Genomic DNA, 13,847 nt, shown 5'->3' with positions numbered 1-13,847 from the left:
GAATTTTTTTTCTTTTATCCTTGTAGTAAAAAATCTTGACTTCTATCGCGGTTACGTTTAATCTTTTACTTGGGCTCCTTAATTAAAGGAGAAAGACCGTGTATATAATACGCTCCCCCTGCAAACCTATGCAGGAGGAGCGTTTTTTTATTTTTTAACTTTATTCAGTCAAGTTCTCCCATGTTTATAACTACGGAATGAATAGTAATGCTCTTAATTATTTATGATGTATAGTAAGCGGTGATTGAGTATATGTTAAAACATTTTAAAAGGAAAGTAGAAAAGAGATAGAAACGATTACAGCTTCGAATCGACTACATGTGTGTAGGCATTCTCGGCTTTTCTTATTTTAGGGGTGAGAAATACTTATTTTCTTAGCCTGCCGAAACATTTGCATCAATGCTTAGAATCAGCATGTGTCGTGAATGTACTTTTCTTACTAGCAATTTTTAGAACAACATAAGGAGGATTTTTTCATGACAAAGTATATTTTTGTAACAGGTGGGGTTGTGTCTTCACTTGGAAAAGGGATTGTAGCAGCATCTCTAGGTCGTTTATTAAAAAATCGCGGATTAGAAGTAACGATTCAAAAATTTGATCCATATATCAATATTGATCCAGGTACAATGAGTCCTTATCAACATGGCGAGGTTTTCGTAACAGATGATGGCGCAGAAGCTGACTTAGACTTAGGTCACTACGAACGTTTCATTGATATTAACCTAGGAAAACATTCCACTGTAACATCAGGTCGTGTTTATCAGTCTGTATTACAAAAAGAACGCCGTGGTGATTACAACGGTGGAACAGTACAAGTAATTCCTCACATTACAAATGAAATCAAGGATCGTATTCAACGAGCTGGTCGTGAAACGAATGCAGACGTTGTTATTACAGAAGTAGGCGGAACGGTTGGAGATATTGAATCACTGCCATTCCTTGAAGCAATTCGCCAAATGAAAACAAATTTAGGTCATAACAATGTGATGTATGTTCATTGTACGCTTATTCCTTATATTAAAGCTGCGGGCGAGCTAAAAACAAAGCCAACTCAGCATTCTGTAAAAGAATTGCGCTCTTTAGGTATTCAACCAAATATTATCGTTGTGCGCACCGAGCAAGAAGTGCCTGAGGATATGAAAGAAAAATTAGCTTTATTCTGTGATGTTCAGCCACACGAAATTATTGAATCTCGCGATGCAGAACATTTATATGAAGTACCTCTAAACCTTCATGCACAAGATATTGATGATATCGTACTTGACCATTTTGGCATTGATGCACCAGAGGCGGATATGGAAGAATGGCGTGAGCTTGTAGCGAAAGTGAAGAGCTTACCAAATAAACGAAAAATAGCATTAGTAGGTAAGTATGTAGAGCTACAAGATGCTTACATTTCTGTTGTAGAGGCATTAAAGCATGCGGGCTATGCATTTAATTCTGATATTGAGATTGACTGGATTAATGCAGAACATGTAGATGCTGACAATGTTGCTACGCTATTAAAAGGGGCTGACGCAATTTTAGTTCCAGGTGGCTTCGGTGATCGTGGAGTTGAAGGTAAAATTTTAGCGACACAATATGCTCGTGAAAATAATGTACCATTCTTAGGTATTTGTCTAGGTATGCAACTTGCGACAGTGGAATTTGCTCGAAACGTACTTGGTTTACAAGGCGCACATTCTACAGAACTTGATGCAAATACAGAATATCCTATTATTGACTTCTTACCAGATCAAAACGATACTGTAGATATTGGTGGTACATTACGTTTAGGCTTATATCCATGTAAGTTAAAAGATGGTTCAAAGGCAAGCAAAGCCTATGCTCAAGAGCTTGTTTATGAACGCCACCGTCACCGCTATGAATTTAACAATGAATATCGTGAATCAATGGAAGCTGCAGGTCTTGTCTTCTCAGGTACAAGTCCTGACGGTAAATTAGTAGAAATTATCGAGTTACCAGAAAATGATTTCTTCGTAGCATGCCAATTCCACCCTGAGTTAGTATCACGTCCAAATCGTCCACAGCCATTGTTCCGTGATTTTATCGGAGCAACATTCAAATAATGAAAAAAGAGTTGTCTCAAGCGCTGAGACAACTCTTTTTATAGCTCTTCGGCAAAACGAGGGGTTGATTTTTTTGATAAAATGAGCTTGCGATAACAGCNAATGAGATTTTGTTTCGATAAAAGCTCAAATAGTTTCGATAAAGAGCGATTTTGTTTCGATAAATCTTCAAAGTATTCCTATAAAACGAACAAAAGGAGCTTTATAGATTCTTTATAGCTCTTCATCATCAAGAGCAAGCATTTCATCATAAGCAATTTTTACTGCTTCATAAACAAAAAGGGCAGCAATAGAATGTGGCACAACTATGCGCTCTCCTAAATCATTCGGTAATAATCCACCGCGTATGCGTGTAGAAATATACGTATACGCCAAATCTGCCAGTGGGTTTTCAGAATCTGCTACTTCGCTAGCAACCGCTGCAAATGGAATAAAATGATTATTTAATTGATGCGCTAAGGCTAATGCCTCCTCATCATGTGCGCCACGGGTAAAAATACATACACGATCAGCTTCAGTAATAACGGTATCTTTTGTCCAAGGAACTAGCTTAGCAAAACGTTCCACAGCTTGACATGCATTTAATTCGACAACTTGCATTTCACCAAAGCATGCGAAATAAACGTTACCTTCACCAATGCCTGCTTGTGCAAGTAATCGTGCTGTTTCTTCAATAGCTTCCTCTTCATTTTGTGTTATTCTTTGTAATAATCCACTCAGTTGTGTTGTTAGAATTTTTGACATGGTCCCACCTCAATCAATATTATATGTTTGAAAAGAGCATAAAGCAAAATAGATAATTTATAATACTAGAAGGTATTAAGCTGTTGAAGGAGAATAATACATAATATAGGAAGTTTTGGTGCAAGAATAATAACTCAAAAAGGGCGGAATGAAATGTGAAACGATTACTAATTGTCGATGATCAACCAGGAATTCGTTTGCTTTTGAATGAAGTGTTGAAAAAGGAAGGTTATGTTACATATTTAGCTGCAAATGGTACTGAAGCACTACGATATGCAGAGGAGGAGGAAATGGATTGCGTCCTATTAGACATGAAAATCCCAGGAATGGATGGCATAGAAATTTTAAAGCGCTTAAAAGAAAAGTGGCCACAACTTCCGGTATTCATGATGACTGCATATGGTGAACTGGATGTTGTACAGGAAGCATTAGATTTAGGAGCAATCCGATATTTTACTAAGCCTTTTGATATTTTTGAAGTGCGTGATGAGGTTAATAATACGTTAAAAGTTTAGATGAACAGGCAGTGGTCAACACCGCCTGTTTTTTATGGTTATTATTCGATTTGAAGTAATGTTCTATCGTTTCATATTCATTTTGCTTCCGAAATATAAGGCTCATCATAACGTGAGGTTTGATTTCCGCTCCTACTCGGCGCTTTGCTGTCGCTACGCTTTCGCATTGAGGAGGCGTCCGATGAGCTGCAGTTTTGAGATTTATCGAGAACTTTTGATTGTTTATTGACCAACTTTCTCGATTTATCGACCAACTTTTTTAATTTATCGACCAACTTTCTCGATTTATCACCCAACTTTCGAAAAATATCGACATCTACCTTCATGCACCACTATCTGACCGCACTGATAATTTGCGCCTCTTATGACATAAGCATATTTTTTTACGCAAAATTTAACTTCAAAAAAGCACAAGAAATAAACGTTTCTAAATTGATTTTTCGCGCTTTTAAAGGTTTTGACCAGTTTTGTCCCAGCCACTAGAACTTCGTTGGGTTTCACTACACTACGGTTGGCACTGCCGCTCCGTTGCACTGCGCTTTCGTGTAGAAAATAACAGCCCCTGCTTTTCAGGGGCTAACCTTCGTTTCGTTGCACTACACTACGGTTGGGCACTGCCGCTCCGTTGCACTCCGCTTTCGTGCAGAAAAGAAGACGCTGCCGCTGCGTTGCACTCCGCTTTCGCGTAACCTTCGTTCCGTTAACACTACACTACGGTTGGCACTGCCGCTCCGTTACACTTCGCTTACGTGCAGAAAAGAAGACGCTGTCGCTGCGTTGCACTCCGCTTTCGCGTAACCTTCGTTCCGTTAACACTGCACTACGGTTGGCACTGTCGCTTCGTTACACTGCGCTTTCGTGCAGAAAATAACAGCCCCTGCTTTTCAGGGGCTGTTATTTTTGCTATGATTAAATAGCATATCTATGTAGAAAGAATAGTCCTATAGAGGAGGATTTTTAGTATGGCATTAGTATCTATGAAAGAGATGTTAATTAAAGCAAAAGCAGAAGGTTATGCGGTTGGGCAGTTCAACATCAACAACCTTGAGTGGACTCAAGCAATTTTACAAGCAGCAGAAGAAGAAAAATCTCCAGTTATTCTAGGCGTTTCTGAAGGCGCAGGTAAATATATGGGCGGATTCATCTCCGTTGTACACATGGTAAAAGGTTTAATGGAATCTTATGGAACTACAGTACCAGTAGCTATTCATCTTGACCATGGTTCAAGCTTTGAAAAATGTAAAGAGGCAATTGATGCAGGCTTCACTTCTGTTATGATTGATGCATCTCACCACCCATTCGAGGAAAATATTGCAATTACTTCAAAAGTAGTTGAATACGCTCATGCGAAAGGTATTTCTGTTGAAGCTGAGCTTGGCACAGTAGGTGGTGACGAGGATGGCGTAATCGGTGGTATTATGTACGCTGATCCAGAAGAATGCCGTAAAATGGTTGAGCTAACAGATATCGACTGCTTAGCACCAGCACTTGGCTCTGTACATGGTCCTTACAAAGGAGAACCAAACTTAGGCTTTAAAGAAATGGAAGAAATCTCAAACTTAGCAGACCTTCCATTAGTATTACATGGTGGAACTGGTATCCCTACAAAAGATATCCAACGTTCAATTTCATTAGGTACAGCAAAAATTAACGTTAATACTGAAAATCAAATTGCTGCTACAAAAGTAATCCGTGAAGTTCTTGATAATGATAAAGTTGTTTATGATCCTCGTAAATTCCTTGCTCCGGCACGTGAAGCGATTAAAGCAACAGTTATTGGGAAAATCCGCGAATTTGGCAGTGCACAAAAAGCATAAATTCTGCATCTAACATGCTACAAAAGCACAGATGAATACACATAATAAGAGAAGTGTTGATGCAGTTATCGACCTTCTCTTGTTTTTGAAATAAAAAATTTTTGGCAAATATTCAATTATAAGGCTCAGCACCAAGAGTTTGGGATAATATTTGTTAAACGTATGTATAAGTTGATTTCCGTTCCAACTGAATGGCCCTAGGAAAGCGCACAGTCGGAACGGAAATCAACCTCAATTATGGTGATGAACCAAAATAGTGATCAGGAGGAAATATTATGAAATTTTTCATTGATACAGCAAACTTTGAAGAGATTAAAGAAGCACATGCATGGGGTATTTTATCAGGAGTTACAACAAACCCATCATTAGTGGCTAAAGAAGAGAACGTTTCTTTCTATGATCGACTTCGTGAAATTTCAGAGCTTGTAGACGGCTCTGTGAGTGGGGAAGTAATTGCTCTAGATGCAGAAGGTATGATTAAAGAAGGCTTAGAATTAGCTGCTATTGCTCCGAATATTACAGTTAAATTACCAATGACTCCTGCTGGCTTAGAGGCGTGTCGCTTCTTTGCAGACAAAGGTATTAAAACGAACGTAACATTAATTTTTAGTGCAAACCAAGCATTAATGGCTGCTCGTGCGGGTGCTACATATGTATCACCATTTATCGGCCGTTTAGATGATATGGGGCAAAATGGTGTAGAGCTAATTGAAACAATTGCAGATATTTTCACAATTCATAATATCGACACGCAAATTATCGCTGCATCTATCCGTCATCCACAGCATGTAACGGCTGCAGCACTTGCTGGTGCACACATTGCAACTACTCCTTTTAAAGTATTAAAACAACTTTTCAACCATCCATTAACGGAAAAAGGAATTGAAGGATTTTTAGCGGATTGGAATAAGAGAAAAGGCGAATAATAAGATTATATAGTGAGCCAATCGCAAAAAATTACTTTCCAATCATGAGGGAGAACGCAAAATGGATGTTTATAAAATTACAGGCGAAAATCGTCTAAAGGGTACAATTAAAGTTAGTGGTGCAAAAAATAGTGCAGTCGCCTTAATTCCAGCATCAATTTTGGCGAACTCTCCAGTGACAATTGGAGGGATTCCTGAAATTTCTGATGCATGGACATTACAAGCTTTATTAGAGGAAATCGGTGGGGAAGTTTCTTTTGAGGATGGCAAGATGACAATTGACCCAACGAACATGATTGCTTTGCCACTACCAAACGGCAACGTGAAAAAGCTTCGTGCCTCCTATTACTTAATGGGCGCTATGCTTGGTCGCTTTAAAAAAGCTGTGATTGGTTTACCTGGAGGCTGCTTCTTAGGGCCACGTCCTATTGACCAACATATAAAAGGCTTTGAGGCATTAGGTGCGAAAATCACTAATGAGCATGGAGCGATTTATTTACGTGCTGATGAATTAATTGGCGCAAAAATATATTTAGACGTTGCCAGTGTTGGAGCTACAATTAATATTATGTTAGCTGCTGTCCTTGCAAAGGGACGTACGGTTATTGAAAATGCAGCGAAAGAACCAGAAATTATTGATGTGGCAACTCTTCTAACTAACATGGGTGCTAATATTAAAGGTGCAGGTACGAGTGTTATTCGTATTGAAGGTGTTGAAGAGCTTCATGGTACGGAGCATACGATTATTCCAGATCGTATTGAAGCTGCCACGTTTATGATTATGGCTGCCGCTTTAGGTGAAGGCGTTACAATTGATAATGTTATTCCATTACATTTAGAGGCGATTATTGCAAAGCTTCGTGAAATGGGTGTGAAGATTGACATCGGTGAAGAAAGTATTTTTGTGCCAAAAACGGACCTATCCACATTGCATGCAGTTGATGTTAAAACATTAGTGTATCCGGGGTTCCCAACGGATATACAGCAGCCACTTGCTGTATTAATGTCTCAGGCATTTGGTTCCTCAAGGGTAACAGATACAATCTATACAGCTCGGTTTAAGCATATTGATGAACTTCGTCGTATGAATTCCAATGCACGTGTTGAAGGAAATACAGCTATTATTACAGGCCCTAGTAAATTACAGGGTTCAACTGTAACAGCTACTGACCTTCGTGCTGGTGCCGCATTAGTATTAGCAGGCCTTTTAGCTGAAGGTGAAACAGAAATTCATGATATTTATCATATTGAGCGCGGCTATAGCTCACTTATTGAGAAATTACGTGATTTAGGCGCTGATATTCGACGTGAAACAATAATAGCACGCGTAGCAGAGGCAAAGGAATAATGAGAGCTAAAAGTTTTGAACTAACTATGTTACAATAGAGGTAATTTGAATGTTTCGGTGAAGAAGTATGCCGATAACGGGAGGCAAAAAGAACAATGGAACGTAGTTTATCGATGGAAGTAGTACGAGTAACAGAGGCAGCAGCAATCGCATCCGGGAAATGGATGGGTCGCGGTTTGAAAATTGAGGCAGATGATGCAGCAACGACAGCGATGCGCGTAATGTTCGATACAATTCCAATGCATGCTACAGTAGTAATTGGTGAAGGCGAAATGGATGAAGCGCCAATGCTTTATATTGGTGAAGAGCTTGGCTTACGTAATGGAGGTCCTAAAGTAGATATTGCAGTTGACCCTCTAGAAGGTACAAATATTGTGGCGAAGGGTACGAATGGTGCGATGACAGTTCTTGCCATTGCAGATAAGGGGAATCTGTTAAATGCGCCCGATATGTACATGGAGAAAATTGCAGTAGGACCGGAAGCGGCTGGTAAGGTCGATATTAATGCTTCTGTTACGTATAATTTATTACAGGTAGCGAAGGCTAAAAATAAAGATATTTCAGACGTGGTAGCTACTCTTTTAGATCGACCACGTCACCAAGCAATTGTTGATGAAATTCGAGAAGCTGGCGCACGTATTAAATTTATTCAAGATGGCGACGTTGGAGCAGCTATCAATACTGCTTTTGATGAAACCGGCATTGATATTATGTTTGGTACAGGTGGTGCTCCAGAAGGTGTTATTTCGGCAGTTGCATTAAAATGTCTAGGTGGAGACTTCCAAGCGAAACTAGTGCCAGAAGATGAGGAACAGCTAGAGCGCTGCAAAAAAATGGGCGTAGATGTAGAAAAAGTTCTTTATTTAGATGATCTAGTTAAAGGTGACGATGCTATTTTTGCAGCGACAGCTGTAACAGATTGCGAGCTATTAAAAGGTGTTCAGTATAAAGGAGCCTATGCATTAACACATTCAGTTGTAATGCGAGCGAAATCTGGAACTGTGCGTTTTGTAGAAGGTCGCCACGCTCTTGATAAAAAACCTAGCTATTAATTAAATTTTCTTCTAAACTATACCTAGTGCATCTTTTTGCGCTAGGTACCTTCTTCTAAATTTAAACCATCCCATAGTTTTATATGGCTATGTTATACTTCAATGTTTTTGTATGGTTGACTGAAGTACCTATAGCTCTGCTTCACACTGCTAATTTCTGACTTAAAAAAGAAAACGCTAACAGGTACGGAAAGAACAACTTAAAACAGAGCCAATCGTAAAAAAAACTTCTATGATAACCCCAATTTAATTGCATTATATTTTGAAAAAGACTGGAGTTGTGCATATGTCTGCATTGACAATCGCTCAATTAGAAAACATGACGTTAAAAGAGCTTTACGCCCTTGCACGCCAATATAAAATTTCATATTATAGCAAGCTAACGAAAAAAGAATTAATATTTGCTATTTTGAAAACACGTTCAGAGCAAGAGGGCTATTTCTTTATGGAAGGCGTACTAGAAATTGTTTCGCAAGAGGGCTTTGGCTTCCTTCGACCAATTAACTATTCACCAAGTAAAGAGGATATTTATATTTCTGCTTCTCAGATTCGTCGCTTTGACCTACGAAATGGGGACAAGGTGTCTGGTAAAGTACGTCCACCTAAAGAAAACGAACGCTATTATGGACTACTACAAGTGGATGCTGTTAACGGCGAAGACCCAGAAGTGGCAAAGGAACGTGTGCATTTTCCTGCATTAACGCCTTTATACCCTGATCGACAAATTAAGCTTGAAACATCACAACGCAATTTATCGACTCGTATTATGGATTTAGTGGCACCTGTGGGCTTTGGTCAGCGTGGATTGATCGTTGCACCACCAAAGGCAGGGAAAACATCGTTATTAAAAGAAATAGCGAATGCCATTACAACAAATTATCCTGATGCAGAGTTAATTGTCTTACTTATTGATGAACGCCCTGAGGAAGTAACTGATATTGAACGATCTGTGAATGCAGATGTAGTGAGCTCAACTTTCGATGAGGTCCCAGAAAATCATGTGAAAGTGGCAGAGATTGTGTTAGAACGTGCACGTCGCTTAGTTGAGCATAAGCGTGACGTTATTATTTTAATGGACTCTATTACACGTTTAGCACGCGCTTATAACTTAGTTATTCCACCAAGCGGTCGTACGCTTTCAGGTGGTATTGATCCAGCTGCTTTCCATAGACCAAAACGATTCTTCGGTTCTGCACGGAATATTGAAGAAGGTGGTAGCTTAACAATTTTAGCGACAGCTTTAGTGGATACAGGGTCTCGTATGGATGAGGTCATTTATGAGGAATTTAAAGGGACAGGTAATTTAGAGCTGCATCTTGATCGTCAATTAGCAGAGCGTCGTATTTTCCCTGCGCTTGATATCCGTCGTTCAGGTACACGTAAGGAAGAGCTTCTGCTTGAGCCTGAGCAACTTGAAAAGCTGTGGGCGATTCGTAAAACATTCTCGGACGCACCGGATTTCGCGGAGCGCTTCCTGAAAAAAATACGTACGACAAAATCAAATGAAGAATTCTTTGAAAAGTTAAATGAAGATATGAAAAAAGCTACTAAAGGTAAGGGCCTACTATAAACATGAATCACCATTGACTAGTAATAGTTGATGGTGATTTTTTTCATTAAAAAGAGATTGTTCCGATAAAACGAGATAATGTTCCGATAAATGCTGAGATTGTTCCGATAAAACGAGATAATGTTCCGATAAATGCTGAGATTGTTCCGATAAAATGAGGTAATATTCCGATAAAAATGAAATTAGGTGGAGAATAAGCTTGGAAGCGGCTCGTCGTGGAAATCAGAGCCTTCTAATTAATGGAAATGGATAAAAATAGTTAATCGACACATCTGTTTTCTAATACTATTTTCCTGTTGGCGTATATATAAAATTACATGACTTAAATGTATAAAAAATGAAAAAACATGAATAAATCGTAGTAAAACAATCTATTAATTTACAATTTTTTATTGTATAATTTTGTTATAATATATAGGGAATGGTGATTATTAATGGAATTTTGCACAACTTGTGGGGAGCAAAATAGTGAAGAAGCATTGTTTTGTACAAACTGTGGTAAAAGCCTTCAGAATGCTCAACAAAAAACATCTGAGAAAAATGAACCAAAATTAAGTACTCAAGAAATAGCCCCCCGCAAAAAAATGACTAACAAACAGAAATGGATATATTCTATCTCAGGTAGCGTGTTGTTAGTGCTTATTATTGTACATTTTGTTCTAAGCAGTATATACGATCCTACAAAGCAAATTAGTGCAATGAATGAAGCATACAACAATCAAGATAAAGAAGTTTTCTTTCAAGAGTTTTATGTAAAAGAAGGTACTGAAGCTAATGCCAAAAACTTTTACGCAATTGTTAAAGATTATGGTTGGACAAACTTACGAGATCAACTTACAAATGAGGTTGAACGAATAAAGAAAAATGAAAACCCTGACATTATATACAATAATGGTGAGTTTATTTCTGCTAATAGTAAACCTATTTTATTTGGACTATATAACAAAGTTGAATTCACAGTTATTCCAACAGAGGTATATATTCATGCTCCTTTTAAAAATATGACGATAAAATTTGGTGATAAGGAAGTTGTTAGTAAAAGTGAAGGGGAAAAATTAAACCTCGGTAAATATATTCCAGGTGAGTATGCTTGGTCTTATAGCTATGAAGAAGGTTATATGCCTTTAGCAAACAAAGGTAATGTAATACTTAAAGCACAATCTGAAAATATTGCTGAAATTGATATGGATTGGAATTTCCAGACAGTATCTGTGGATTCGGATTTAGAGGATGCCATAGTATATGTAAATGGTAAATCAACTGAAAAAAAAGTAAGTGAATTAAGCGAGCTTTATCCAGCGCAACTAAATAGCAAAATTGAAATTTATGCGCAAAGTCAAGATAAAAATGGTAACGCAGTGAAGTCAGAGGTATTACCATTAGAGAATGATTCAATCTATTTAGCCTTTGAGCATATTCGTACGGAGCAAAAAATGGCCGAACATGAAGATTTAATTAAAAATATTTATAAAAATTACCGTTCAGACTACGCATCAGCTATTCGATATACAAATTTTGATTACATTGAGGAATATTTTAAAGAAGGAAGCAAAATAAAAAAAGATTATGCAAAATTTGTAACAGATCATGATAACATTCCTGGCTACAACTATGATTTTTTATTAAATGATATTACTGCATTTAAAACGTTATCAGATAAGCAATTTGAGTTACAGTCATTCGAAACGTTTAATTATTCTTCAGATAAAGAAGGCTCTACTAATTATGAACGTAAAAAGAAGTATGTCTTTTCGTATGAAAATGGAGAATACTTTATTGATGAAATTGTTGATTTAGATACGAAAAAGACAAAATTTTAACGAGGTGTATTTATGAAAAACTGTTTAACATGTGGCCATACACAGGATGATGGGAAATTCTGTGGAAAATGTGGAACTCCATTTGAAAATGCTGCACTTGAGCAAGCTGCAACAATAAATAGCATGAGTGATGAACAACCACAGTCACAATATGCACAGACTGATCAGGGGACTACGCAAAGTAGTGAGCAAATGGAATTAATTAAAAAGCAATCTAAGTTATACTTTAATTATTTTCTAGAACAAATTAAAATGCCGTCTACCAATTTTAATGTAGAAGCAGCTTGGAAAAATAGTGTTACCAGTATAATTCTCTATGTTTTATTAACAGCGTTATCAGTATTTGTGTTAATAAAAAAATTCCTTTCTGGAGGATTTGGATTCTTTGAAAGCTATGGACCATCCTTCATTCAAGTATTTTTCTATATGTCTTTATTTATTTCTTTACTAATAGCAATAAATGTATTAGCTATATTTTTAACCTCAAAACTATTTTCTGAAAATCTTAGTTTTACAAATGTTATTAGTAAAATAGGAAATTATTACACACTACCCGTTGCCATTACAGTTTTAAGTATTTTATTAGGCTTATTGGGATCATACAAGTATTCAATCATGATGTTATACATTGGATTTGTGTTAGTTCTTGGTTGTATCCCTATTTTTGTAATGATTAAGTTGTTAAGTAATAAATCTAAAAGCATTGATAGTTTTTACGGTTTTATTTTCTATTTAGTAGTAACAGGTATTTTATCTGCAATTATCTTCTCATTTATTATAGATTCAACTATAGGAAACTTTTTAGATTTCCTCTTATAAATACCTAATCGTTAATACATTCAAAACTATTGTCAAATGTATATTTTATATGGTATTATTGCTAAGTATGCAACGTGTACATATGTAGCCGACATATTCGGGCTATGTAAGGTACAGTTCGATTATACTCTGTTCCAGATGGTTCAGGGCGAGAGGAGAAAACGAATATGAAACAAGGAATTCATCCAGATTACAAAGAAGCAACAGTAACTTGCTCTTGTGGTAATACTTTCAAAACTGGTTCAGTAAAAGAAAACATCGTTGTCGAGTTCTGCAACGACTGTCACCCATTCTATACTGGCCGTCAAAAATTCGCGTCTGCTGATGGTCGCGTGGATCGTTTCAACAAAAAATACGGTCTTAAAAACTAATGTTAGTTTAATACCTGCCAAGCATGTGCTTGGCAGGTATTTTTTTCAGTATAACCAATATAAATGAACGTTGATGCGAGTCTTTTCGGTATCCAGATCGACATGAAGAAAGGGAGAAGACAAAATGGCACAGCTATATTTTAAACACGGTGCGATGAATAGTGGTAAATCCATAGAAATTTTAAAAGTTGCGCATAACTATGAAGAACAACAAAAACCTGTAATGATGTTTACACCAGGCATAGATACGCGAGATGAAGTAGGCTTTATCTCAAGTCGAGTAGGCTTACGTCAACAAGCCATTCCTGTTAATGATGATACAAATATTTTTGAGCTAGTAAAAAACAATGCTGTAAAACCATACTGTGTACTCGTTGATGAAGTACAATTTCTAAAAAAAGAACATGTTTTGCAGTTAGCATATATCGTAGATGAGTTAGATATTCCAGTTATGGGCTTCGGTCTAAAAAACGATTTCCAAAATGAGTTATTTGAAGGCAGTCAGTACATGCTTACATATGCAGATAAAATTGAGGAAATGAAAACAATTTGCTGGTTCTGTCATAAAAAGGCGACAATGAATTTGCGTGTTGATGAAAGTGGAAATCCTGTTTATACAGGTGATCAAATTCAAATTGGAGGGAATGATTCCTATTATCCAGTTTGTCGAAAGTGTCATGCGCATCCGCCGCTATAACGCAAAACGGCTCAGAAAAAGTAGCATACATGCGAAAATTTCCTTATACTAAGTAGTGGAAATAAAGAATGTTCATAAAAGTCATTACGCCTTAGCGTA

Annotated in this window: 12 protein-coding genes; 11 read left to right on the top strand and 1 reads right to left on the bottom strand. The window is 37.3% G+C overall.

Annotated features, from left to right (window positions below; all coding sequences use genetic code 11):
* Window positions 1-476: 476 nt before the first annotated feature.
* A complete protein-coding gene (locus tag AN161_RS22040) occupies window positions 477-2,069 on the top strand; it encodes a CTP synthase (protein WP_053596472.1) in 1,593 nt (530 codons plus the stop codon).
* A gap of 213 nt (window positions 2,070-2,282) precedes the next feature.
* Here the strand turns inward: AN161_RS22040 and AN161_RS22035 are convergent, their stop codons facing one another.
* A complete protein-coding gene (locus AN161_RS22035; protein WP_053596471.1) occupies window positions 2,283-2,813 on the bottom strand; it encodes a DUF2529 family protein in 531 nt (176 codons plus the stop codon).
* 155 nt (window positions 2,814-2,968) lie between these two features.
* Here AN161_RS22035 and AN161_RS22030 point away from each other — a divergent pair, with 155 nt between their 5' ends.
* The 10 genes from AN161_RS22030 to AN161_RS21980 all read left to right on the top strand — a co-directional run bounded on the left by AN161_RS22030 (window position 2,969) and on the right by AN161_RS21980 (window position 13,748).
* A complete protein-coding gene (locus tag AN161_RS22030; RefSeq protein WP_053596470.1) occupies window positions 2,969-3,328 on the top strand; it encodes a response regulator in 360 nt (119 codons plus the stop codon).
* A 962-nt stretch (window positions 3,329-4,290) separates the two neighbouring features.
* On the top strand, window positions 4,291-5,145 hold the full coding sequence (locus AN161_RS22020; protein WP_053596468.1) for a class II fructose-bisphosphate aldolase: 855 nt from the start codon (window positions 4,291-4,293) through the stop codon (window positions 5,143-5,145).
* A 275-nt stretch (window positions 5,146-5,420) separates the two neighbouring features.
* Complete coding sequence (fsa, locus tag AN161_RS22015; RefSeq protein ID WP_053596467.1) at window positions 5,421-6,071, top strand: fructose-6-phosphate aldolase; 651 nt, start codon at window positions 5,421-5,423, stop codon at window positions 6,069-6,071.
* A gap of 61 nt (window positions 6,072-6,132) precedes the next feature.
* On the top strand, window positions 6,133-7,419 hold the full coding sequence (locus AN161_RS22010; RefSeq protein ID WP_053596466.1) for a UDP-N-acetylglucosamine 1-carboxyvinyltransferase: 1,287 nt from the start codon (window positions 6,133-6,135) through the stop codon (window positions 7,417-7,419).
* A gap of 95 nt (window positions 7,420-7,514) precedes the next feature.
* On the top strand, window positions 7,515-8,471 hold the full coding sequence (glpX, locus tag AN161_RS22005; RefSeq protein ID WP_053596465.1) for a class II fructose-bisphosphatase: 957 nt from the start codon (window positions 7,515-7,517) through the stop codon (window positions 8,469-8,471).
* Between the two features lie 286 nt (window positions 8,472-8,757).
* Window positions 8,758-10,041 (top strand): transcription termination factor Rho, encoded by a 1,284-nt coding sequence (gene rho / locus AN161_RS22000; RefSeq protein WP_053596464.1) that lies wholly within the window; start codon window positions 8,758-8,760, stop codon window positions 10,039-10,041.
* Between the two features lie 434 nt (window positions 10,042-10,475).
* Complete coding sequence (locus AN161_RS21995; RefSeq protein ID WP_053596463.1) at window positions 10,476-11,861, top strand: zinc-ribbon domain-containing protein; 1,386 nt, start codon at window positions 10,476-10,478, stop codon at window positions 11,859-11,861.
* Window positions 11,862-11,873: 12 nt separating this feature from the next.
* Window positions 11,874-12,680 carry a DUF6574 domain-containing protein gene (locus AN161_RS21990; RefSeq protein WP_053596462.1) on the top strand — a complete coding sequence of 269 codons (807 nt, stop codon included), beginning with the start codon at window positions 11,874-11,876 and terminating at the stop codon, window positions 12,678-12,680.
* Between the two features lie 167 nt (window positions 12,681-12,847).
* The gene (rpmE, locus tag AN161_RS21985) at window positions 12,848-13,051 is read left to right on the top strand and encodes a 50S ribosomal protein L31 (RefSeq protein WP_010857976.1); all 204 of its coding nucleotides are present in this window, start codon (window positions 12,848-12,850) and stop codon (window positions 13,049-13,051) included.
* Window positions 13,052-13,175: 124 nt separating this feature from the next.
* Window positions 13,176-13,748: a thymidine kinase gene (locus tag AN161_RS21980; protein ID WP_053596461.1), complete on the top strand. Its 573-nt coding sequence runs from the start codon at window positions 13,176-13,178 to the stop codon at window positions 13,746-13,748.
* Window positions 13,749-13,847: the final 99 nt, after the last annotated feature.

Source organism: Lysinibacillus sp. FJAT-14222 (assembly GCF_001278875.1).
Classification (GTDB): Bacteria; Bacillota; Bacilli; order Bacillales_A; family Planococcaceae; genus Lysinibacillus; species Lysinibacillus agricola.
This window is presented reverse-complemented; position numbering and strand designations above follow the sequence as displayed.